The sequence below is a fragment of the Bartonella vinsonii subsp. arupensis OK-94-513 genome, assembly GCF_000278235.1.
Lineage (GTDB): Bacteria > Pseudomonadota > Alphaproteobacteria > Rhizobiales > Rhizobiaceae > Bartonella > Bartonella arupensis.
In genome coordinates, this window is sequence record NZ_JH725037.1 from 280,719 (window position 1) to 303,019 (window position 22,301).

Sequence of the window (22,301 nt, forward strand, 5' to 3'; positions counted from 1 at the left end):
TCTGATTATTTTCCAAATTTTCAGTTCTCATCATACGCTATAATATATTCAAAAGAGCATTTTTAATATAAATTCACTGAATTTGAAAACACTCTTTTTTCATAACTTTACCTCACACAACATAAAATCTTTTAAAATTTCTCATGTTCTATACTGAATTGTATAAACATCATTTCTGCTACATTCTATAAATAGCTCTTTGTCTCAAATAAAATTAAGATTACGCTAGACTAGCCATGGATTTTTTTGTTTTAGAATAAAAGTATAATCCAAATTGTAATGATCCCCTAAACAATTACCCGGCTGGTACCCTATCTTCATATCTACCTTATGTCCCGCAATATTTTCGCAACTAGTGCCTACAAAAAAAGCCAATGCACTTGGCATTGGCTTTATAGATAATTTGATTCTTAGTCACTACTTTACAGAATTTTGTGTATCTGGCGCTTGCTCTACAGGCATTTCTGCATCCGGTGCTTTTTCTACGGGAGCTTGCGCTGGTAGCTGTCCCATAGGCATTTCCACACCTGGTGCCTGCTCTACAGGCATTTTTGCGTCCGGTGCCTTTTCTACAGGAGCTTGCGTTGGCAACTGTCCCATAGGCATTTCTGCACCTGGTGCTTGCTCTACAGGAGCCTGCGTTGACTGCCCCACAGGCATTTCCACACCTGGTGCCTGCTCTACAGGCATTTTTGCATCCGGTGCCTTTTGTACAGGAGCTTGCGTTGGCAGCTGTCCCATAGGCATTTCTGCACCTGGTGCTTGCTCTACAGGAGCCTGCGCTGGTAACTGTTCTACTGGTTTTTGTGTCTCCGAGAATTGTTCAGGAGTTGTTACAGAACTCCCTAAAACCTCTGGCTCAATAATACGTCCTGAACCACCCATCATATTATAATTCAAATGAGAAATAGCCCACCACGTACCCCCAATAATAACAAAAACGCAAATAGCTGCAAACCATAATGCGCTTAAATTCCATTTGGCATCTGGACCAGAATTCAGGTGCAAGAAAAAAACAATTTGCACTATAATCTGAATAATCGCCATCCCAATAAGATATGCAACCTTTGTGCTAATTGCCCAACTGTCCATCATTCCATACATCACAGGAATAAAAGACCCCATCGTGAAAAATACAGCCAGTATAAAACCAATTAAATAAGAACCCGTACTGGGACCATGTGCTTCGTTATGCCTGCTCATTATAATGCTCCTAATAGATAAACCATCGTGAAAACACCAACCCATACGATATCAAGCAAATGCCAGAAAATTGAAAGGCATGTCAAACGTGTTTTATTATCCTGATCCAAACCACTACGACGAAGATGAAAAAACATTACTATCATCCAGAGAAGACCAACACTTACGTGAAGACCATGAGTGCCCACTAAAGCAAAAAATGCTGACCAATAAGCAGATAGGACTTCTCGTCCAAAAAGCTGTAAACCTGTTGCAGGATCAATACCAGCATAAGCATTAGGATCGTAATAAAACACCTCGCCCAGAAGCTCATGAAACTCATAAACTTCCATTCCGATAAAACAACATCCAAGGACAAAGGTAACAGCCATCCATAACCGCACACCACTAAGATTACTTTTATGTGCTTGTACCATTGCAAACCCATAAGTAATTGATGATAGCAATAAGATAGCAGTCTCAACTAAAACAAATTTTAAATCAATAAATTCATTGCCTGCTTTTCCTCCACCATAAGAAGCAGAAAAAACAGCAAAACTTGAAAAAAGTGTTGAGAACAGAATCAAATCCGAAAGAATGTAGACCCAAAAACCAAATGTCATTATCGAGCTACTATCGTGATGATGTTCATCAACGTGAGCATTATTCATTGTTATCGCATTCATACTGTTGCTCCTTGTTTTTTAAGAACAGCTGTAAAAACATCCTCAGTTTTTTGCACTTCTTCAGCTGGAATATAGTAACCATGGTGGTCACCTGTTAATGAATGACGCACAATCGTTGCAATAAAACCAATCAACCCAATCGCAACGAGCCACCAAATATGCCAAACAAGCGCAAAACCAATAACTAACGAAAAGAATCCTGCAATAATCCCTGCCGATGTATTTGAAGGCATATGAATTTTTGAAAAACCACTCGTTGGACGCTGATAACCATTCTTCTTCATATGCCAATAAGCATCGTCATGCTGCACTTCTGGAATAATTGCAAAATTATAAGCAGGAGGAGGAGAAGAAACAGACCATTCAAGCGTCCGTCCATCACCCCAAGAATCATTTAATGTTACTGGCAAGCGCCCTTTATGTTTGATACCATACCTAATTGCTAAAACAACTTGTAGAACAAAACAAAGGATACCAAGCAAAATAATAAAAGCTCCCAATGCAGCAATGATAAACATTGGCTGCCAACTAGGTTCCATGTAATGCTGGAGACGACGCGTCGCACCCATTAAACCAAGCGCATAAACTGGGAAAAAAGCGAGGTAGAAACCAACAAACCAGCACCAGAAAGATGCAATACCTAGAAATCGATTGGGTTTATAACCAAAAACTTTTGGAAACCAAAAAGCAAGCCCAGCGAGATAAGCAAAAACAACACCACCAATAATTGTATGATGGAAATGCGCTACCAAAAACAACGAATTGTGAAACTGCCAATCAGCAGGCACAATAGATAATAAAACACCGGTTAACCCACCACCAACAAATGTAAAGATCATTCCCATACACCAAAGCATTGGAGGCTCGAAACGAATGCGCCCTTTATACATAGTCAGTAGCCAATTAAAGACTTTCACACCTGTGGGAACCGCAATGATCATTGTTGCAATACCAAAGAAAGTATTTACAGCTTCACCTCCACCCATTGTAAAGAAATGGTGTCCCCAAACAACAAGCGAAAGAATTAAAATAACCAACATTGCCCATACCATTGAAGTATAACCAAAAAGGCGTTTTGAAGAAAAAGTCGACACAACCTCAGAAACAATCCCAAAAGCAGGAACAACCAAAACATAGACTTCAGGATGACCAAAAATCCAGACATAGTTAATCCATACCATCGGATTTCCACCCCCAACATTAGTAAAGAAATTCATGCCCAAATAACGATCACATGCCAAGAGGGCGAATGCTACAGTTAAAACAGGATAAATCACCAAAATAAGGACATTACTAACGAAAGCGCTCCAACAAAAAACTGGCATTTTCATCATTGTCATTCCAGGAGCACGCATTTTAATAATGGTCGCAACGAAATTGATTGCTCCCATTGTCGTCGCGATACCAGAAAGCTGAAGCGACCATAAATAATAATCTACCCCTGTATCTGGACTCCCTTGCAACTCAGAAAAAGGAGGATACATCAACCAACCACCACGACCAAAATTACCAACACCTAGCGATATGTTAATCAGTATTGCCCCTGCAGCTGTAATCCAAAACCCTAAATTATTTGCAAAAGGGAAGGCAACATCACGAGCACCAATTTGTAGTGGTATGAGGTAATTAAAAAGACCAAATAAGATCGGTGTGGCCATGAAGAAAATCATAATGGTGCCATGCGCCGAAAAAATCTGATCAAAATGCTCAGGCGGCAAATACCCTGCCGTTTCACTGCCAAGCGCCATAGCCTGATGTGTGCGCATCATAATTGCATCAGCAAAACCACGAACAAGCATGATAATACCGAGAACAATGTACATAATGCCGATACGTTTATGATCAACCGTTGTAATCCAATTTCGCCATAAAACTCCCCACCATCCAAGTACTGTTAAAGCAATAACAGCAATTAAACCTCCCAAAACAATCGCAATACATGTGTATAAAACGATTGGCTCATGTGCAAGTGCATGAAAAGCACCAGCCGTAGGATCTGTAAGTCTTCCAAACATTTCTCAACCCATATCAAATGAATTTCAGTTAAAAGAAACCTTCTTTTAAAAAGGTCCTTTCTCGATTGATGCCCTAAATAACATCAGGATCAAAAACAGAACAAAGGGCACCCCAAAGCGACTGAGCCGCAGCACGCTTCATTAAGTCTTCATTACATACGGTATTTTCATCAACACATCGATTGACAATCCGGTAATAAAGCCGACTCTCAACGGGAGAAAAATAACGTACTTCAGCATCCTTTTCCTTAGCAGCAACATCACCCATACGCGGCGCAATAGAAAGCTGACGATAAGATGCGCGATCAAGAACTTGGCCACCAGAACGAGCTTTAGCAACCCAATTCTCAAAATCTTGCGGAGATACAGAATGCCATTTAAAGCGCATATTTGCAAAACCATCACCACTGTAATTTGCTGAGGTTCCTTTAAACACCCCTTGCTCATCCGCGATCAAATGCAATTTGGAATTCATCTGCGGCATAGCATAAAGAACTGTACCCAATTTGGGTACCCAAAAAGCATTTACAGAACTTTCTGACGTCAATTGCAATAAAACTTGACGCCCTTTAGGTGCATAAATCTCATTGATCGATGCAATATTATATTCAGGGTAAATAAAAAGCCATTTCCAATCAAGAGCAACAACGTCTACTTGCAACGGTTTCCCTTCACCAACGACTTCCACTGGAAGCGGATTTTCTGGTTCAAGCTTATAGGTGTAATAGGCTGTCAACGCACCTAAAACCGTTACAATAATAATTGGAACACCCCACATAAATGCTTCAATTTTATTTGAATGCCCCCAATCAGGTAAATATTCTTCTGCAGTATTCGACGCCCGATATTTAATGGCCAAAAACACAACACTCACCATCACTGGGATTACAACGCAAAGCATAACAGCAACACAAATAACGATCAAAATAAGCTGTTGCCGTGCAACATACCCTGCTGGGTGAATAACATCAAATTTACAACTAGATAAAAGAAACGCCATCCCTAAAATTACGAGCATCTTTATTTGTTTAACAAAGTTTCTCATCTCACCTGCCCCATCACATACATATTAGAAGTTGTCATCAAAAAATGATGAAACCTCAATAACATGCTTACTTATTTAAAAAGAATTATCAAGTAAATTCAAATGCCCCCATCAATATTATACAGGATTATACAACTTTTGATCCTTTAACACCAAATTTAAGCCTCTTAGCAAGATATTCAAGCGCAAACCAATATCCCTCACTCCCACAACCAGCAATAACCGCATCCACACCTGTAGCGCTATAAGAATGGTGGCGAAAAGCTTCACGCTGATAAATGTTAGACAAATGAACTTCTACTTTTGGCCCTGAAAACATTTTTAATGCATCAAGAAGTGCAACAGATGTATGACTGTAAGCTGCTGGATTGATGATCAATCCAGCACTCACTCCAATTGCTGTCTGTATCCATTCTACCAATTGACCTTCACAGTTACTTTGGTGAAAATGCACTATTATACCGGCATTTGTTGCCCATTCCCTGCAAAATTTTTCAATATCTTCTAGAGTCTCAGTTCCGTAAATTTCTGGCTCTCGTTGACCCAGAAAATTTAAATTAGGACCATTTAAAACTGTTATAATTGTGGACATCGTAAGCCTCTTCTTTTTGATTATCATTTTATAAAAATTTTAGCAGGCTCTCTACTGCAATAAAGCTCCATCCTTAATCTCAAAAAACTCTGCTCGTCCTTTTAAGGCATCAAATAAAATGGGATCTGTTCCTGTCATAAATGTTTGCCCACCTAAGTCATCAAGAATATCAAATAAAGCAGCACGCCGATGCGGATCAAGATGTGCAGCCATTTCATCAAGAAGAAGAATGGGAGCCTTATCTGACATCATGCCTGTTAAACGCGCATGAGACAAAACTAAACCCGTCAGAAGAGCTTTTTGTTCACCTGTTGAACAAGATGTTGCAGCCATATTTTTATCAGCATAAAAAACCTGCAAATCTGTGCGATGCGGTCCTTCCAATGTTCGCCCAGCAGCACGATCTCTTGCACGATTATGCCGCAGCCCTTCATAAAATTGTTCTTCAACCTCAACCGCTGATATCTTACTAAGAGCCATTTCTAAAAAACCATCAATTTGCAAAAAAGCCCGTGGAAAAGGTATCTGAGATGGCATTTGTGCAAACATATCATTTAAAAGCCGAATAACATCAATACGCGCCGCAGCAATAGCTGTTGCCAGCTCGGCCATTTGCTTTTCTAGAGCATCAAACCAAAGACAATCTTCATTTCCATCCAAAAACAAACGATTACGTGCGCGCATAGCTTTATCATAATCTGTTATACGGCGACTATGTAAAGGATCAATAGCCAAAACCATACGATCTAAAAAACGACGGCGCTCAAGCGAAGGACCTGTAAAAAGCCCATCCATAGAAGGAGTCAAAATGCTAATATGACAATAATCTGCTAGGCAATCACTTGTCTCATTCACACCATTAATATGAACTTTTCGACCGTTGCCATCAACTTCCAAAGCTGTACCAATATTCACTTCGCCATAAAGAGCACATTCAAGACGGGCAAAGACAACGAACCCTTCACCTCCACTGTCTGCAAAGCTCACATCAGAATAAGCTGCACGCCGCAAACCACGACCAGGAGTGAGAAAAGATAACGCTTCTAAAAGGTTTGTCTTACCAGCACCATTATGACCAGTAAAAACTACATGTTGACCTGAAAAATGAATATTAAAAGAAGGATAATTACGATAACGCACAAGCTTTAGCTGTCTCACTGCCACTTTGTGCACATGACCAGCTATGCATTGCAAAACAATCGTCCCTAAACACGAATAGGCATCAGCACGTAAAGCGCAGCTTCATCATCCTTATCACGAATCAGAGCTGGAGCTACAGCATCGGCCAACATAAAAACCATCTCATCACTCGAAAATTGTCCAGCAATGTCCAAAAGATAACGTGAATTAAACCCTATCTCAAGAGGATCAGATGTATAAGTTGCTGCCAACTGATCTTCTGCACTTCCCGAATCAGGATTATTAACAACAAGCCTCAACTGCCCGTGCTCAATTGTTAATTTTACTGCACGCCCACGATCACTTGAAATTGTCGAAACACGATCAACTGCAGAAGAAAAATCCTGCCTGTTAACAATCAATTCCTTATCATTTCCAAGAGGAATAACACGTTGATAATCCGGAAATGTTCCATCAATTAACTTTGATGTCAAAACTACAGAACCTACAGAAAAACGAATCTTTGTCTCTGAGAGCTCTATACACACCTCACCATCAATCTCTTCCGAAAGCAGCTTTTGCAACTCTCCCACAGTTTTACGAGGAATAATGACACCCGGCATACCATCAATACTCGAAGGCGCTTCCATATCAACTTGTGCCAAACGATGCCCATCAGTCGCAACTAAACGTAGCTTCAAGACACCATCATTCACAATATGAAAATAAATGCCATTAAGATAATAACGAGTTTCTTCAGTAGAAATAGCAAATTGTGTACAATCCAGTAAATGTTTTAAGCCTGATGCTGGTAGAGAAAAACGATAACCAAACTGACCAGGAAGTGATTCTGGAAAATCTATCTTTGGAAGGCACTGAAGCTGAAAATGTGCACGACCCGAAACAACGGACATCGTACTTGCTTGATTCTCATCAACGGATAAAATAATTTCACTACTGTCAGAAAATTTTCGAACGATATCATACAGCAAATGTGCTGGAACAGTTATTGCCCCAGCCTCTTCAACATTGACTACAAAAGATTCTGTAATCTCTAAATCAAGATCTGTTGCTTTTAATTGCACAGTACCATTGTCTGCATCAATCAATACATTCGATAGAATAGGAACAGTATTACGACGCTCCACCACACGGTGAATACGACCTAGAGATTTGAGAAATTGACTGCGATCAACTGTAATACGCATAAAATCTCCGTTACAATTTACAAAAACTATAGAAACTCTCTAGATTAAAAATAATCTATCCCCTTAAGAATCACATGCCTGATTCTATTCAACCTCTCTTCAAATAGCAAGTAACGACTATATAAGCAAAAAATAGTATTCCTTATAAATCCTCTCCACTCCTTCTCTCAAAAGAGGAAAGGCTGTTACGCAGCTTGCTCTCCAATCAACCGCTTAAGCAATTCAAGCTCTTTGGCCAATGTCTGATCACCACAAACCAAATCTTCAATTTTACGTACAGCATGTAAAACTGTTGTATGATCACGCCCACCAAAACGACGTCCAATTTCTGGTAAGGAGCGAGGCGTTAACATTTTTGCTAAATACATCGCAACTTGTCGTGGTTTCACAACGGTACGTGTCCGACGATTAGATAACAAATCCTGTTTAGAAACATTATAATGCCGTGCAACTGTACGTTGAATTTCTTCAATCCGAATACGCTTAGGTTCACCGGAACGTGTCAAGTGGCCCAATAATTCATCAATCCGTTCTAAAGATAAATCAGATTCGAAAGACTGACGGAACAATAACTGATTAAATGCTCCTTCAATATCACGTCCTGATCCTGAAACTGTTCTCGCTATATACTCTAGAATATCATCAGGAATTGAGATCGTATTATCATCTTGTCGCGCCAATTGTAACCGCTGGTGCAACATTTTTAAACGCATTTCATAATCAGGTGCTTCAATTTCAAGGGCAACCCCTCCCTGAAGACGAGAACGAACCCGAAGATCAAGTGATTCTAATTCTGCTGGTGGACGATCCGCAGCCACAACAACTTGTTTTGCACTATCAAGCAACATATTCAGCAAATGACAAAATTCATGCTGAATCGACTTTCCCTGCAAAAATTGCATATCATCAATAATAAGAAGATCAATATCACGAAGCTGCTCTTTAAATGAAAGAGCATCATTATCACGAATAGCCGTCGCAAAACGCCACATAAAATATTCAGCGGTCAAATAAATAACCCGCGCAGACGTTAAACGCTTCAACGCTGCTGATGCAATAGCTTGAAGCAAATGCGTTTTCCCTAAACCAACCGATGCGTGAATAAAAAGAGGATTAAATCTTAGGGCACTTTTATGCCCTTCTGCAATCGAACGTGCAGCAGCTAAAGCAACACGATTAGAAGAACCCTCCACAAAACTCTCAAAAGTATAACGAGAATCAAGTGGTGAACCTAAAACACCTGCTTGAGCATTCTTTACTGAATGCTCCGTATAACCCTCAACGAAAGACGCTGTTGCCTGCTCTTCCAGAACAACAGGAGCTGCACTTGTTCTACAGACAACACCTGTTGAAACACGTTTCATACCCCGTACGATAATTTCGACGCGAAGGATCGCCGAATTCTCTTGCTTCCATAAATTGGTCAAAAGAGAACCATAGTGATTATTAATCCATGAACGCAAAAACGCTGTAGGAACGGAAAGTTTCACAAGATTACGACTATATTCAGCAAGCTTCACACGCCCAAACCAACTCGTATAAGCTTCCATACCAACTTGCGCCTTTAATTGCGCCATCACACGCGCGAAAGCCGCCGCACCTTCTTCCTCTGAAATCAGAGGATACTCTACAGAAGTATTTCTATTAACTCCCCCACCACTATCCGTCATCTCACTCTTTATTATTTTCTCTGCCGACAGGATATTCACCGAAACCCTTTTAAAGGAACTAGCTTTAGAGTTCAATTTATCCACCATCTTTCATCCTGATAAAAATAAAAATTTGTCCTACCAAACAGCTAAAAATCAACTTAGCGAAAGCAAAACGCCCGACCCCAAATAAGATTACTTATCCTCCCCTAGGACAGCTTTATTACAACTCCACCAAAAAAGATGACCAATTAAGATTTACTTGTCCTCACGATATGACCCACTCCTCTTAAATAGCAAACATACCCATCAAGAAAACTAACAAACACGTCAGAAAACTATCCAACATGAAAGTCTACAATAACCTAAATCACAGCATCTTACACTCAACACAACATTAGGATAATAAACTGATGTAACCCCTGTATGTTTTTTTAGTCTCCACAAGAACCATACAAAACAGCAGAGGTAAAATGCAAGAGGTCAAAATGAAATCAAAAGCCCCTAAAAAGCCACCATAAACCTGCTTATATAAACGGGAGACGGGGAAAATAATTGATTCAATTCATTTTTTTTCTTTTAATTTACCGATAATTAAAGAATCTTTTCAGATTAAAAAAAAAAAATAAAAATACTTGACAAAAAAGACTCTGTAAAAATCCACAAAGCTTGTGGATAACCATATAAAGTCTATAAACATTCCCTTCTTTTTAAGGAGAAGAATCGCTGTTGAGTCTTTTCCTTAAAAGATAAGGTTTTCAGAAAACAAAAAAAACCAGCACCAAAATGGAGCTGGTTTCATTTCTAATAAAATGGGAAAAGCTTAAACGCTAAGAGCCTTCAAACGCTTTGCTAAACGTGACACTTTTCGTGCAGCAGCATTTTTATGAAAAACCCCTTTGGAAACTGCACGCATAATTTCAGGTTCAAAATCCTTAAACGCTCTTTCTGCAGATGCCTTATCGCCTCCAGCCAAAGCATCATCAAACTTACGCATAAAAGTACGAACGCGTGAACGGCGGGCCTTATTAACCTGTGTGCGTGCTGCAACTTTGCGCACCGCTTTTCGAGCGGAAGGTGTATTCGCCATAAATATCTCTCTCTTTCAACGCATAAGATAGGAAAAGTCTCAACGACATCTCTACCAATTCAAAAAAATCCAATCTCAGCAATATAACCTGCTGATAACTGCACGGCTTATAACGCAATCCTCAAACCAACGTCAATCAAATTTTCAAAGAGTGGCATAAAAAAACAAAGCCAAACTCTTTGACATCCATCTTAATGTTTAAGAACACTTCTCAATAAACGAATACGGTTCAAACTGCTAGATTACGCAAAACATATTGCAAAATTCCGCCATGATGTAAATAATCCAACTCATCTTCAGTATCAACGCGGCATAATAATGGTACAATTTTTACCGTTCCATCAGAAAAAGTTATTGTAGCCACAGTCTTTTGTCGAGGTTTCAAATTATGAACCCCTTCAATCGTTACCTTTTCATCTCCCTTTAAACCCAAAGATTGCCAGCTTGTACCTGCTTCAAACACAAAGGGAACAATTCCCATCCCAACAAGATTAGAACGATGAATCCGCTCAAAAGATTGAGCAATCACTGCTTTTACACCAAGAAGATTTGTCCCCTTCGCTGCCCAATCACGAGATGATCCATTGCCATATTCAATACCGGCAAAAACAACGAGCGGAACGCTTTCACGTTTATACGCCATTGCTGCATCATAAATTGCTTGCTCTTCTCTTGAAGGGTAATGAATTGTATAGCCTCCTTCACGACCATTTTCTCCGAGCATGAAGTTACGAATACGAATATTGGCAAAGGTACCACGCATCATGACTTCATGATTCCCACGACGCGTCCCATACTGATTAAAATCAGCCACTTTCACTCCGTGATCTGTCAAATATTTTCCTGCAGGAGAATCAATCTTAATGGAACCAGCAGGAGAAATATGATCTGTCGTAATTTTATCACCAAACAAACCTAAAATCCGTGCATCTTTAATGTCTGGTAAGATATCAGGAGTCTTCCGCATATTATAAAAATATGGTGGGTTACGCACATATGTCGATTGCTCATCCCAAGCATAAGTGGCTCCCGTTGGAACCTGAACTTTTTGCCAATTTTCATCGCCCTTAAACACATCCGCATATTTTTCGGCAAAAATCTTACGCGTAACATTCTTTTCTATAAATTCTTGTATTTCTTGCGAAGTAGGCCAAATGTCTTTCAAATAAACCGGTTGACCATCTGAACCTTCTCCAAGAGGTTCCTTCGTTAAATCTTTACGCACTGTCCCTGCTAAAGCATGCGCAACAACTAACGGTGGTGAAGCTAAATAATTGGCTTGCACATCAGGTGATACACGTCCTTCAAAATTACGATTTCCTGAAAGAACCGCAGCTGCAATTAAACCATTCTTATTAATCGTTTTAGAAATAGCTGGATACAAAGGACCAGAATTCCCAATACATGTCGTGCACCCAAATCCCACTAAGTTAAAACCCAAAGCATTTAAATCTTTTTGGAGACCTGAATTGAGAAGATAAGCTTCAACGACTTGTGAGCCGGGAGCAAGAGAAGTCTTAACCCATGGTTTGCTCTTGAGACCTTTCGCCACAGCGTTACGTGCTAAAAGACCCGCAGCAATAAGAACACTTGGATTGGATGTATTCGTGCAAGAGGTAATTGCGGCAATTACCACATCTCCATGGCCAAGATCATATTCCTCACCCTCAACCTGATATCGTTGATCTTGTTCAACAACCTTCTTATAATCGCTGAATAATGCCCCCTCAAAACCCTGTCCCACACTTTCCAAGGCAATACGCCCCTCAGGACGTTTAGGACCAGCCATAGAAGGTACAACACTCTCCATATCTAATTCAATTGTATCAGTAAAAATGGGATTGGCTACTGCTTCATCATGCCACATCCCTTGTGCTTTGGAATAAGCTTCTACTAAAGCGATCCGATTTTCATCGCGCCCTGTCATATTGAGATAACGTACTGTTTCCTTATCAATTGGAAAAAAACCACAGGTTGCTCCATATTCAGGAGCCATATTCGCAATTGTTGCTCGATCAGCAAGTGTCATATGTTCCAGACCAGGACCAAAAAACTCAACAAATTTACCAACAACGCCCTTCTTGCGTAGAATTTGTGTCACCGTCAATACTAAATCCGTAGCCGTCACACCTTCTTTAAGTTTTCCTGTTAAACGAAAACCAATAACTTCAGGTAACAACATAGAAACGGGCTGACCTAACATGGCTGCTTCTGCTTCAATACCACCAACTCCCCAACCCAAAACACCTAAACCATTCACCATAGTCGTATGTGAATCAGTTCCCACACAAGTATCAGGATAAACTGTCTGATCTCTCTCATCATTCTTCATCCACACGCATTGTGCTAAATATTCCAGATTAACTTGGTGACAAATTCCCGTTCCTGGGGGAACTACACGAAAATTTTGAAACGCTTGCTGTCCCCATTTCAGAAAACGATAACGTTCACCATTGCGTTCATATTCACACTCAACATTGTCTTTAAAAGCCATAGGATTGCCAAAATAATCAACGATAATTGAGTGATCAATGACAAGATCAACAGGGATGAGAGGATTGATTTTTTCAGCATTCCCTCCGAGTTTAACCATAGCATCACGCATTGCAGAAAGGTCAACAACTGCGGGGACACCTGTAAAGTCCTGCATAAGAACGCGTGCAGGACGGTAAGCAATTTCTGCACCAGCACTGCCTTTGTCATTTAACCACTTAGCAACGTTTAAGATATCCTCTTTCTTAACCGTACGCCCATCTTCAAATCGTAATAAATTTTCGAGAATAACCTTCATTGAAAACGGTAAACGAGCAACACCCTCGAGCCCATTCTTTTCCGCTTCAATCAAACTGTAATAAGTATATTTCTGTCCACAAACATCTAAAATTCTGCGACAATTAAAGCTATCAATTTGAGTCATGACCGTCCACCCTCATACTACAAACCACCCAATTTCCCGGAATGAACAACACAAACTACGAATCAATGCCGTAGCCTGAGCGCAGACGCAATCACCTCCGCTATCCATTTCCCCCTTCACCTTTCTATTTTATCGGTAAATTCGGAAATCAGCGCCAAAAAAACATTCTACACCAGATATTGATGTAACATATAGCTTATAGAATTATTTCTAGAACTATTCTAGATACAATTACATAAAAAACATGTTTTTTATCCTATAATGCAATAAAGATTATAGAAAGAAAATCAAAACAGGCAATTACATGGTGTTATCGGGTGAAAATTTAGCCGCTTGTAGAAATGAAGAAGTTCTATTCCAAGAACTTTCTTTTTGTTTATTTCCGCACCAACTTATGACAATCACAGGTCCAAACGGAATTGGAAAATCTACCTTACTACGAATCATCGCTGGTCTTCTTGAAGCTGCTAAAGGCCATGTAATACTTAAAGACCACGAACAAACATATCCTGTAGCAACTGCATGTCATTATCTTGGTCCTCAAAATGCTATGAAACCTTTCTTATCCGTCATCGATAATTTGCAATTTTGGGCAACATTTTATGGGCAACATTTACGCTATCCACATGAAGCCCTTTCTGACATTAATCTTTCTGATCTTGAACATTTACCCTTTAACGTTCTGTCAACGGGACAAAAAAGGCGTGTAGCTATTGCACGCCTTTTGCTTTCTTATCGTCCTATTTGGATTCTAGATGAACCATTATTGGGTGTTGATCACCATTCTCAAACTCTGCTCACCAATATTTTTCAGCAGCATCTCAATCAAGGCGGTATGATTATTGCTGCAACCCATAATCCTCTCGGTATTTCAGAAAACTATAAAATCGCTCTGAAAAAATTCTCACCACCACAGGAAAAAACGCATGAAAGCACTGTTCTGGCGTGATCTTAAATTAGCTTTAACACCACAAGCCTCTTCGTTAACAGGACTCTTGTTTTTCATCGCTATTATTATAATCACACCCTTCGCCATTGGACCAGATCCTAAAGTTCTCACACAAATAGGCCCAGGTATATTATGGTTTGGAGCCCTTTTCGCAGGACTCCTCAATTTGAACAAACTTTTTCAAACCGATCACGATGATGGAAATCTTGACCAATTCATCCTTGCTGGACAAAGACAAAGCTTCACACTGATCGTATTCACCAAATGCCTTGCCCATTGGGTAGGAACAATGCTCCCCCTTATTTTTGCTACTCCTGTTTTAGCATTCATGCTCCATTTAGATGCCACGATAACTTTTACAACAATACTCACCCTCTTATGCGGAACACCTGCCATTATCTTTATTGGTGCTATAGGTGCTGCCCTTGCAACGTCATTGTTACATAGCACTCTTCTTATTTTTATTATCATCTTACCGTGGATCATTCCAATCATGATTTTTGGTGTTTCGGCTGCTACAGCTCCAACAAACCAAAATGTCTCTTTTTTCACTTCCTTGACTCTTCTTATCGCTTTTTCACTTCTTTTGAGTCTTTTTAGCTCTTTTGTTGCAGCGATAACACTCAAGATTTTATCAGAATAGTAAAAGGTGATTGCCGCATAGCAAAACTCTGCCTATTATAAAACTCATGAATGAAACATCTCACACACCTAAAATAGGGGCACTTCCTACAAGTTTAGTCCGTTTTATGAAAATAAGCAGTGCCATCTTACCTTGGTTAACCGGTATGACATTGTGTCTTCTTATCTTAGGACTTATTCTGATTATACATTCACCTGATGATTATCAGCAGGGGATTACAGTCAAGATTATGTATATTCATGTACCATTCGCGTGGCTCTCTACATTTTGTTATCTCATAATAAGTGCTGCAGCTTTGGGGAGTTTGATTTGGAGGTTTCATCTTGCTGATGTAGCACTCAAATGTGGTCCACCTATTGGAGCAATTTTTACAGCCCTATCCCTTGTGACAGGTGCGCTTTGGGGGCGCCCAACATGGGGAACATGGTGGGTGTGGGATGCACGATTAACATCGGTTTTAATTCTGCTTTTTATCTACCTTGCTATTGTCATGCTTGCTCGCGCTTTTGATAACCAAGAAAAAGCTACACGCGCTACAGCAATTCTTACACTCGTTGGACTTGTGAATATCCCCATTATCAAATTTTCCGTTAATTGGTGGAACACACTCCATCAACCCGCATCGCTTTTGCGTTCAGGAGGTCCAACAATCGAGCGTGCTATGTTATGGCCCCTGATAACAATGATATCTTGTTTCGGCTTTATGTTTATTCTGTTCTATTTGATGGCTATACGCAACGAAATCAATCGTCGTCATATCAAAATACTTCAGATCAAAAAAGCCCGTCGCGGACAACATCAGGACTCTTCATCATGCTCGCCCTAAATAATATTCACAATGGACTCTTAGGAAATCTCTCTCAGAAAATTGATTTTTTCCTTGGTAGCCTTCACCACGAGCAAATTGTTGTTCTCAGCTATATGCTTTCTGCAATTCTACTGCTTTGTCTTATTGGGCACATTCTTTACAAGGCTATAGACCAAAAAAAAACCCTACAACAACTGAATAAAAAAGAGCTCTTTGAGAAAAAACAATACCATGAAAACCATTCCTCAAAAACCTAGAAAAAGCATATCATTATCCATTTTATTTGGTCTTTTTGGATCATTCATAATTTTTTTTCTCATTGTGCTTTTCTTCCACTTTATGAAGTACAACCATCACTATGGTGTTTCTCTCCTCTCAAATACACTGGCTGGAAAACCCGCCCCCCAAACCAGTCTTCCCCTCCTTGAAAACGAAAAACATCTTCTCAATACAGAGCAATTTAAAGGCCGTGTAACATTGGTCAATTTTTGGGGATCTTGGTGTTCATCCTGTCGCAAAGAGCACTCACTTCTTATGAAAATTGCACAAGATCAACGTTTTGATCTTATTGGCATTAATTATAAGGACAATAAAGAGAACGCCCAACGTTTTCTGAGAAATTTTGGCAATCCTTTTAAAGTTATTGGATTTGATGTTTCAGGACACACGGCCATTAACTGGGGAGTCTATGGACCACCAGAAACCTTTCTTTTAAATAAAGAAAGCATTGTTATTGCCAAACATGTTGGCCCTTTAACATGGCAAATTTATCAGAAAAAAATCCTACCACAAATCGAAAAGGCTATAATGACAGAAAAGTTATCAGACAGCAATATATTGATTCATAAAGATAATCTGTCTTTTTTCCATATTGAACGAGAACTCAATTCAATTTTCTTCTTTCAATCCCCCAATGAGCAATTCTCAAAAATGCTTACTTACATGTCGTGACAAGAGGGAATGCATAATAAAACTGTCTGAGAAAAGAAAGACATCTCTTTAAAACAAGCGCGTAAATAAACAAATGATGCTGTCTTTATAAGAGGCAGAATTTCATTCACGAACGCAAAAAACAAAATGCGAATATTCCTTGACGAAAAAATTTCTTCATTCATTAAAAGTCTCATCTTCTAAAATCTTTCTCTTAGTAGATTATCTCTTAAAGATGAAACTTAATAGTGCAAATACTATACTCTTATCCGCCGTCTTTCAGAAATTGGCTGAAATGCTATCTTTGCATGAAAAGCACAATAAGGACCATTTTCGCCAGAATCGGCCCCACAAAAATGAAAATCCGATGACAAAGGATCTCCAACTGGCCATCTACATGTATTTTCACTTAATTGTAAAAGATTAAGTTGACGAGATATAGGCACAACTACATTTGATTGCGCAGATAGATCAATTTCTCTCACATCCTCCGCTACAAACTCCACCTTTAAAGCGGTCTCTTCAATACTACAAGACGCAGTATTCGTTGGTAATACAGTTGATGGTGTGCGACGCATCCGCGGAGATGATGAGCTAGCAGGTGTCTTTTGTGCACGCGGTACACCTTGTGCTGTCTTACCACGTCCCGGTAACTTTAATCGATGCACTTTACCGATTACTGCATTCCTGCTGACTCCACCTAATTGGGCTGCAATCTGACTTGCACTCAACCCCTCACTCCAAAACTTCTTAAGAAGTTCAACGCGTTCATATGTCCAACCCATATCAGCACTCCATTCTGATCACCTCATCAAGATGCATTTCTTGCATCTTTAAATGTTTGAATAATGTGTTCAATGGGTTGAATGAAAAAACGATACCTCACTCAATTACAAAAACTCACTCAACCTATGGAACTTAAAAATAAAACGTAAACTTACTTACAGATTTAAATTACAATATGCATCGACTCCCTGACAAGAGCCTTTGCCCCCTTGAAGAGTTTATTTCGAATGTTTTCCCCAACTTGCGAATCAAATATAGGCCAAACTCTCATATTTGCCTAAGACTTTCCTCTATAAATGCTTCTTACAAAACCTTTACTGTTTTTTTCCAAAATAAAAAGCTAATTGCACTCTATCCAAAACTGCAACACCGCTTTATTTGCAGCTTCGTTTTGTTTATTGTATGGCACAATTTAAAAGATAAAGGAAATAATGATGAGCGCTACTGCTATACAGCCACTTTACAAATGCTTTGCTCGACGTAATTTATATTTCAAAAAAGGCAATGGTGTATGGCTGACCTCTGATAAAGGAGAGCTTTATCTTGATATGACATCTGGCATTGGTGTCAATGCATTAGGGTATGCACATCCAAAATTGGTCGAAGCCCTCAAAATACAAGCTGAAAAACTTTGGCATATTTCCAATCTTTTCCAATCACCTGAACAAGAAGCTCTTGCTGCACGACTTTGTACAAATAGTTTCGCTGATAAGGTCTTTTTCTGCAATTCTGGTGCTGAAGCACTTGAATGCGCATTCAAAACTGCTCGTCACACGCACTATGCTTCTGGTCATCCAACCCGCGTTGAAATTATTACTTTTGAAGGTGCATTTCATGGACGCACACTTGCAACGCTCGCTGCTACAGGACAAGAAAAATATCTTGAAGGCTTTGGACCAAAAGCTGGTGGATTTATTCAAATCCCTTTTTATAATGAAAGCGCTTTGCGTAACGCTATCAATAAAAATACCGCAGCCATTCTTATTGAACCCATTCAAGGAGAAGGAGGAATCCGAATAGTTTCTCCTGAATATTTAAAATTTTTGCGCAAAATTTGTGATGAGAATAATCTGTTCTTAATTTTGGATGAAGTCCAAACGGGTATTGGACGAACAGGAAAGCTTTTTGCTTATGAATGGAGTGATATCACGCCTGATATTCTTACCCTTGCAAAAGGACTGGGAGGTGGATTTCCATTGGGTGCTTGTCTTGCAACAGATAAAGCAGCGAAAAGTATGACTCTAGGGACCCATGGATCAACCTTTGGAGGGAATCTTCTTGGGATGGCTGTAAGCAACAGTGTTCTTGATATGATATTAGAACCAAGCTTTCTCTGCCATATTCAACAGATGGGGAATAAGCTAAAAAGTGGACTGTCAGACATTCTCAATATCTATCCTGATATTATCTGCTCAATCCAAGGTGTTGGCCTTATGATAGGTATTCAATGTGTTGTTCCCTCCAATGCTGTCGTCAACGCCTTGGAAAAGGAATATGTTCTCAGCGTTGGTGCCAACAACAACGTAGTGCGTTTATTGCCTCCCCTTATCATAAAAGAGGAAGAAGTAGAGGAAAGCTTGTATCGTATCGAAAAAGCAATTGCTTCTCTTTCACAAACAAACAAAAAAAGACAAGTATCATAAACATGACAAATACTCTTCGCCATTTCACCGGTTTATCCGTTTTAACCTCACTTAAACGCACACCGTATTATTGATTATGCAAAAACCCTCAAAGCATCCTTCAAAATAGAGAAAGGTTCAAAACCTTTTGTTGATAAAACACTAGAAATGATTTTTGAAAAACTATCACACGAACCCATATTTCATTCGTTATAAGTATGCACCAGCTTTGATGAAGACAGTGTTCATGCTAATGAGTTCAAAGATAACAGCTTGATCATAATGAAACCATAGCTGATACAGCACGCATTTTAACGCTTTTTGTCTATATCTTGACTTATGAAAAACATCGTGGACCTGTTGCTAGAAAAAGATTTGCATAGATGGAAGATGGCAATAATGTAACCTCTCTGATTGAAGAAGCTGCTCTTTTTGACTTTCATCTGCGTATTACCGCTCATCATGGTGAAGAAATTGTCGATACTGTGATAAATGAAGTGCATTCCGTTGTTTTTGACGAGGCTGAAAATCGCCTTCATGCCCAAAAAACAATTCTTGCTTGGTGTTTACAAGATAGGTTTTTCTCTCCACAATAACCTGGAAAATCAAATCATATAAAAGGCAAAAATATGACCGAACGAGCCTCAGATGACACCTCTCTCACCAATATCTATTTGAGTGAAGATGATACTGTTATTCCCTTTCAAGTTGAAGAACTTGATATCCGTGGACGTGTTGTACAACTTGGAGAAACTTTAAATTCTATTCTCACAAGACATCAATATCCTGAACCAGTTTCTTACCTTTTAGCAGAAGCATTAATTTTGACCGTTCTGCTTGGAACTTCCCTGAAAATTAAGGAAAAATTTATTTTACAAACCCATTCTAATGGGCCGGTTAATATGTTGGTGTGCGATTTTTCTCCTCCTTCTGGCCTCCGTGGTTATGCTCGTTTTGATAAAGAAAAGTTAAATCAAGCAATAGCCAATGATCAAATATCTTCAGACACACTTCTTGGAAAAGGCACTTTAGCCTTTACCATTTACCAAGGTCCCCACACGCAACCCTATCAGGGGATAGTGCAATTAGATGGATCAAATTTACAAGAAGCTTCCTATACCTATTTTGATCAATCAGAACAAATTCCCACCGATATCCGTTTGGCAGTTGCTATATTGATCAACCGAGACAAACAGGGAAAACCACAAAAAAGCTGGCGAGCAGGAGGCATTTTGACTCAATTTTTACCCAAAGCATCCTCTCATCATAAAATAGATGAATCTGATAAAAAACCAGAAGAAACGAAAACCCATGCACAACTTGAAAACCAATGGCAAGAAGCCAAGGCATTGATGGCAACCATTGAAAGTACAGAATTGACAGATCCTCAAGTCGGCAGTAAGCAACTCTTGTTCCGCCTTTTTCATGAACAAGGTGTTAGAGTTTTTCATCCCTTTTCTCTTGTGGACCAATGTTCTTGTTCGCGCGAAAAAATTAAAGCAATTCTAGACGGCTTTCCTCCTGATGAACGGAACGAAATGGTTAAAAACGAATATATTTCAGTTACATGTGAATTTTGTTCAACAACTTACCGTTTTAAAATATAAATTCAATCCTATAAATCAGCAATAAGAGCTTACTAAGAGAAACAAACTAGCTTCAGACTAGAGTTAATAGGAGACTGTATCCCCTAAAGCAAGAAAGATACTAAAAAAATAAAAATAATTCACTTGAGGTCCTAGCTTATAACTTCTATAGGCTAAAGAGTAAGCAACCTTAAATAAGGAGGGCTTCAAATGAAAAAACTAGCCAACGCACTATTTCTCACTTCAGTGGCTCTATCTACAATAGCTTCAGCCTCCACATTAAAACTGAAAACTTTTAATCCTGGTGCTGAAGCCATTTTTCCTGTTACATCCACGCTAATTTATGGCGATCACGAAGCTATACTCATTGATGCACAATTTCAAAAAAAGTACGCTCAACACCTTGTTGATATGATTAAAAAATCGAAAAAAAATCTAAAATATATTTTTATCTCACATAGTGACCCTGATTATTATTTTGGACTACATGAAATTAAAAAAGCGTTCCCTCAAGCACAAATAATATCAACTGCACAAACAGCGTATCTAATCTCTGCTACCAAAGATGCGAAGAGAAACGTGTGGAAAGAAACAATGGGAACTGATGCTCCAGAAGAATTATATATTCCTGATGCTGTAACCTCTCATCAATTGATTATTGATGGTCAAGATATCGATATTCGACAGGATGGAAATGATACAGCACATAGTTATCTATGGATCCCTTCCCTGAAAACCGTACTTGGCGGCGTCTCAATATCGACCGGCGGGCATATTTGGATGGCTGATACATCAAACATTCAGGGTCTTGATTTGTGGATCAAGCGTATTGAGGATATGCAATCACTGAAACCAGAAATGGTCATTCCTGGACACTATATTAAAGATGATACATCTCCGACATCGCTTGATTTTGTAAAAAAATATCTTACTGACTACAAAAATGCTGCCATTTCACATAAGGACTCTTCCAGCATTATTTCTGATATGGAGAAAAAATATCCCGATCTTCCTAGTCAACAATCTCTTGACTTTGGAGCAAAAGTTTTTACCGGTGAAATTCCTTGGCATATAAACAATCCTTATCCTCCTATTGGCAAAGTAGCAGAAGTGGACTTTGGTGGAACTATTTTTGAACTTAACTTCCATGATAATCGGACCATGTCATTTAAAGGGACATCTGGCGTTTTTCAAGGCGTCGAAGACACAGTGGAATATACCGCGCTTGAAGTCAGCAAAAATATATTCATGGTTTACTGGCATGAACCTAAATTAAGTTCTAATGTCGTTCATGTTCAAGACTGGAATACAGCAACAGTCTATAGCAATATTGCAGAAAAAGATGGTTCCTTCACCCATATGAAGGGAACAATCAAAATCCAATAACACACCTCCAATAGAAAGCAGATATCTGCTGTCTATTGTTTTTTTGTATTGCAACTTGTTCAATACTCTCGCTTAAAGAAGGCCTAAT

General features: G+C 39.2%; 19 protein-coding genes and 1 pseudogene. 9 read left to right on the plus strand and 11 right to left on the minus strand.

Annotated elements, in window-relative coordinates:
- Positions 1–417 precede the first annotated feature (417 nt).
- From cyoD to acnA, 10 genes are all read right to left on the minus strand, one after another.
- Positions 418–1,203: a cytochrome o ubiquinol oxidase subunit IV gene (gene cyoD / locus ME1_RS01120; protein WP_004862230.1), complete on the minus strand. Its 786-nt coding sequence runs from the start codon at positions 1,201–1,203 to the stop codon at positions 418–420.
- Complete coding sequence (locus ME1_RS01125; protein WP_004862232.1) at positions 1,203–1,868, minus strand: cytochrome (ubi)quinol oxidase subunit III; 666 nt, start codon at positions 1,866–1,868, stop codon at positions 1,203–1,205. Before ME1_RS01125 ends, cyoD begins: the two co-directional genes overlap by 1 nt.
- On the minus strand, positions 1,865–3,883 hold the full coding sequence (gene cyoB, locus ME1_RS01130) for a cytochrome o ubiquinol oxidase subunit I (protein WP_004862234.1): 2,019 nt from the start codon (positions 3,881–3,883) through the stop codon (positions 1,865–1,867). The genes ME1_RS01125 and cyoB overlap by 4 nt, the downstream gene beginning before the upstream one ends.
- 73 nt (positions 3,884–3,956) lie before the next feature.
- On the minus strand, positions 3,957–4,928 hold the full coding sequence (gene cyoA, locus ME1_RS01135; protein WP_004862235.1) for a ubiquinol oxidase subunit II: 972 nt from the start codon (positions 4,926–4,928) through the stop codon (positions 3,957–3,959).
- Positions 4,929–5,055: 127 nt separating this feature from the next.
- Positions 5,056–5,520 (minus strand): type II 3-dehydroquinate dehydratase, encoded by a 465-nt coding sequence (aroQ, locus tag ME1_RS01140; RefSeq protein ID WP_004862237.1) that lies wholly within the window; start codon positions 5,518–5,520, stop codon positions 5,056–5,058.
- 51 nt (positions 5,521–5,571) lie between these two features.
- A complete protein-coding gene (gene recF / locus ME1_RS01145; RefSeq protein ID WP_035009121.1) occupies positions 5,572–6,705 on the minus strand; it encodes a DNA replication/repair protein RecF in 1,134 nt (377 codons plus the stop codon).
- Positions 6,706–6,725: 20 nt separating this feature from the next.
- Complete coding sequence (gene dnaN / locus ME1_RS01150; RefSeq protein WP_004862241.1) at positions 6,726–7,847, minus strand: DNA polymerase III subunit beta; 1,122 nt, start codon at positions 7,845–7,847, stop codon at positions 6,726–6,728.
- A gap of 185 nt (positions 7,848–8,032) precedes the next feature.
- A complete protein-coding gene (dnaA, locus tag ME1_RS01155) occupies positions 8,033–9,604 on the minus strand; it encodes a chromosomal replication initiator protein DnaA (RefSeq protein WP_004862243.1) in 1,572 nt (523 codons plus the stop codon).
- Positions 9,605–10,319: 715 nt separating this feature from the next.
- Positions 10,320–10,586: a 30S ribosomal protein S20 gene (rpsT, locus tag ME1_RS01160; RefSeq protein WP_004862245.1), complete on the minus strand. Its 267-nt coding sequence runs from the start codon at positions 10,584–10,586 to the stop codon at positions 10,320–10,322.
- A gap of 229 nt (positions 10,587–10,815) precedes the next feature.
- Positions 10,816–13,503 carry an aconitate hydratase AcnA gene (gene acnA, locus ME1_RS01165; protein WP_004862246.1) on the minus strand — a complete coding sequence of 896 codons (2,688 nt, stop codon included), beginning with the start codon at positions 13,501–13,503 and terminating at the stop codon, positions 10,816–10,818.
- 304 nt (positions 13,504–13,807) lie between these two features.
- On the opposite strand from acnA, the gene ccmA reads away from it, so the two are divergent.
- The 5 genes from ccmA to ME1_RS01190 are packed head-to-tail and all read left to right on the plus strand — an operon-like array spanning position 13,808 to position 16,854.
- The gene (gene ccmA / locus ME1_RS01170; RefSeq protein ID WP_004862248.1) at positions 13,808–14,452 is read left to right on the plus strand and encodes a heme ABC exporter ATP-binding protein CcmA; all 645 of its coding nucleotides are present in this window, start codon (positions 13,808–13,810) and stop codon (positions 14,450–14,452) included.
- Positions 14,430–15,095 carry a heme exporter protein CcmB gene (gene ccmB, locus ME1_RS01175; protein WP_004862250.1) on the plus strand — a complete coding sequence of 222 codons (666 nt, stop codon included), beginning with the start codon at positions 14,430–14,432 and terminating at the stop codon, positions 15,093–15,095. Before ccmA ends, ccmB begins: the two co-directional genes overlap by 23 nt.
- Positions 15,096–15,141: 46 nt before the next feature.
- A complete protein-coding gene (locus tag ME1_RS01180) occupies positions 15,142–15,921 on the plus strand; it encodes a heme ABC transporter permease (RefSeq protein ID WP_004862252.1) in 780 nt (259 codons plus the stop codon).
- A complete protein-coding gene (locus ME1_RS08215) occupies positions 15,909–16,160 on the plus strand; it encodes a heme exporter protein CcmD (RefSeq protein ID WP_004862254.1) in 252 nt (83 codons plus the stop codon). The genes ME1_RS01180 and ME1_RS08215 overlap by 13 nt, the downstream gene beginning before the upstream one ends.
- A complete protein-coding gene (locus ME1_RS01190) occupies positions 16,135–16,854 on the plus strand; it encodes a DsbE family thiol:disulfide interchange protein (protein WP_004862256.1) in 720 nt (239 codons plus the stop codon). Before ME1_RS08215 ends, ME1_RS01190 begins: the two co-directional genes overlap by 26 nt.
- Positions 16,855–17,090: 236 nt before the next feature.
- Here the strand turns inward: ME1_RS01190 and ME1_RS01195 are convergent, their stop codons facing one another.
- On the minus strand, positions 17,091–17,618 hold the full coding sequence (locus tag ME1_RS01195; RefSeq protein ID WP_004862257.1) for a GcrA family cell cycle regulator: 528 nt from the start codon (positions 17,616–17,618) through the stop codon (positions 17,091–17,093).
- Between the two features lie 435 nt (positions 17,619–18,053).
- Between ME1_RS01195 and ME1_RS01200 the strand changes: the two genes are divergently transcribed.
- From ME1_RS01200 to ME1_RS01215, 4 genes and pseudogenes are all read left to right on the plus strand, one after another.
- A complete protein-coding gene (locus ME1_RS01200) occupies positions 18,054–19,262 on the plus strand; it encodes an aspartate aminotransferase family protein (RefSeq protein ID WP_004862259.1) in 1,209 nt (402 codons plus the stop codon).
- Positions 19,259–19,837: pseudogene (locus ME1_RS08340) on the plus strand (Rossmann-fold NAD(P)-binding domain-containing protein). The gene ME1_RS01200 and the pseudogene ME1_RS08340 overlap by 4 nt, the downstream one beginning before the upstream one ends.
- A gap of 33 nt (positions 19,838–19,870) precedes the next feature.
- On the plus strand, positions 19,871–20,848 hold the full coding sequence (locus tag ME1_RS01210; protein WP_004862263.1) for an Hsp33 family molecular chaperone: 978 nt from the start codon (positions 19,871–19,873) through the stop codon (positions 20,846–20,848).
- A 189-nt stretch (positions 20,849–21,037) separates the two neighbouring features.
- Positions 21,038–22,213, plus strand: coding sequence for an MBL fold metallo-hydrolase (locus ME1_RS01215; protein ID WP_004862265.1), 1,176 nt, complete (start codon positions 21,038–21,040; stop codon positions 22,211–22,213).
- Positions 22,214–22,301: the final 88 nt, after the last annotated feature.

Coding starts and splice junctions, on each gene's coding strand:
- dnaA (WP_004862243.1), bottom strand. CDS start 9,604: ATGGTGGATAAATTGAACTCTAAAGCTAGTTCCTTTAAAAGGGTTTCG.
- ME1_RS01215 (WP_004862265.1), top strand. CDS start 21,038: ATGAAAAAACTAGCCAACGCACTATTTCTCACTTCAGTGGCTCTATCT.
- ME1_RS01210 (WP_004862263.1), top strand. CDS start 19,871: ATGACCGAACGAGCCTCAGATGACACCTCTCTCACCAATATCTATTTG.
- ME1_RS01195 (WP_004862257.1), bottom strand. CDS start 17,618: ATGGGTTGGACATATGAACGCGTTGAACTTCTTAAGAAGTTTTGGAGT.
- aroQ (WP_004862237.1), bottom strand. CDS start 5,520: ATGTCCACAATTATAACAGTTTTAAATGGTCCTAATTTAAATTTTCTG.
- dnaN (WP_004862241.1), bottom strand. CDS start 7,847: ATGCGTATTACAGTTGATCGCAGTCAATTTCTCAAATCTCTAGGTCGT.
- cyoA (WP_004862235.1), bottom strand. CDS start 4,928: ATGAGAAACTTTGTTAAACAAATAAAGATGCTCGTAATTTTAGGGATG.
- ME1_RS01200 (WP_004862259.1), top strand. CDS start 18,054: ATGAGCGCTACTGCTATACAGCCACTTTACAAATGCTTTGCTCGACGT.
- ccmB (WP_004862250.1), top strand. CDS start 14,430: ATGAAAGCACTGTTCTGGCGTGATCTTAAATTAGCTTTAACACCACAA.
- ME1_RS01125 (WP_004862232.1), bottom strand. CDS start 1,868: ATGAATGCGATAACAATGAATAATGCTCACGTTGATGAACATCATCAC.
- ME1_RS08215 (WP_004862254.1), top strand. CDS start 15,909: ATGCTCGCCCTAAATAATATTCACAATGGACTCTTAGGAAATCTCTCT.
- ME1_RS01190 (WP_004862256.1), top strand. CDS start 16,135: ATGAAAACCATTCCTCAAAAACCTAGAAAAAGCATATCATTATCCATT.
- ccmA (WP_004862248.1), top strand. CDS start 13,808: ATGGTGTTATCGGGTGAAAATTTAGCCGCTTGTAGAAATGAAGAAGTT.
- cyoB (WP_004862234.1), bottom strand. CDS start 3,883: ATGTTTGGAAGACTTACAGATCCTACGGCTGGTGCTTTTCATGCACTT.
- rpsT (WP_004862245.1), bottom strand. CDS start 10,586: ATGGCGAATACACCTTCCGCTCGAAAAGCGGTGCGCAAAGTTGCAGCA.
- ME1_RS01180 (WP_004862252.1), top strand. CDS start 15,142: ATGAATGAAACATCTCACACACCTAAAATAGGGGCACTTCCTACAAGT.
- acnA (WP_004862246.1), bottom strand. CDS start 13,503: ATGACTCAAATTGATAGCTTTAATTGTCGCAGAATTTTAGATGTTTGT.
- cyoD (WP_004862230.1), bottom strand. CDS start 1,203: ATGAGCAGGCATAACGAAGCACATGGTCCCAGTACGGGTTCTTATTTA.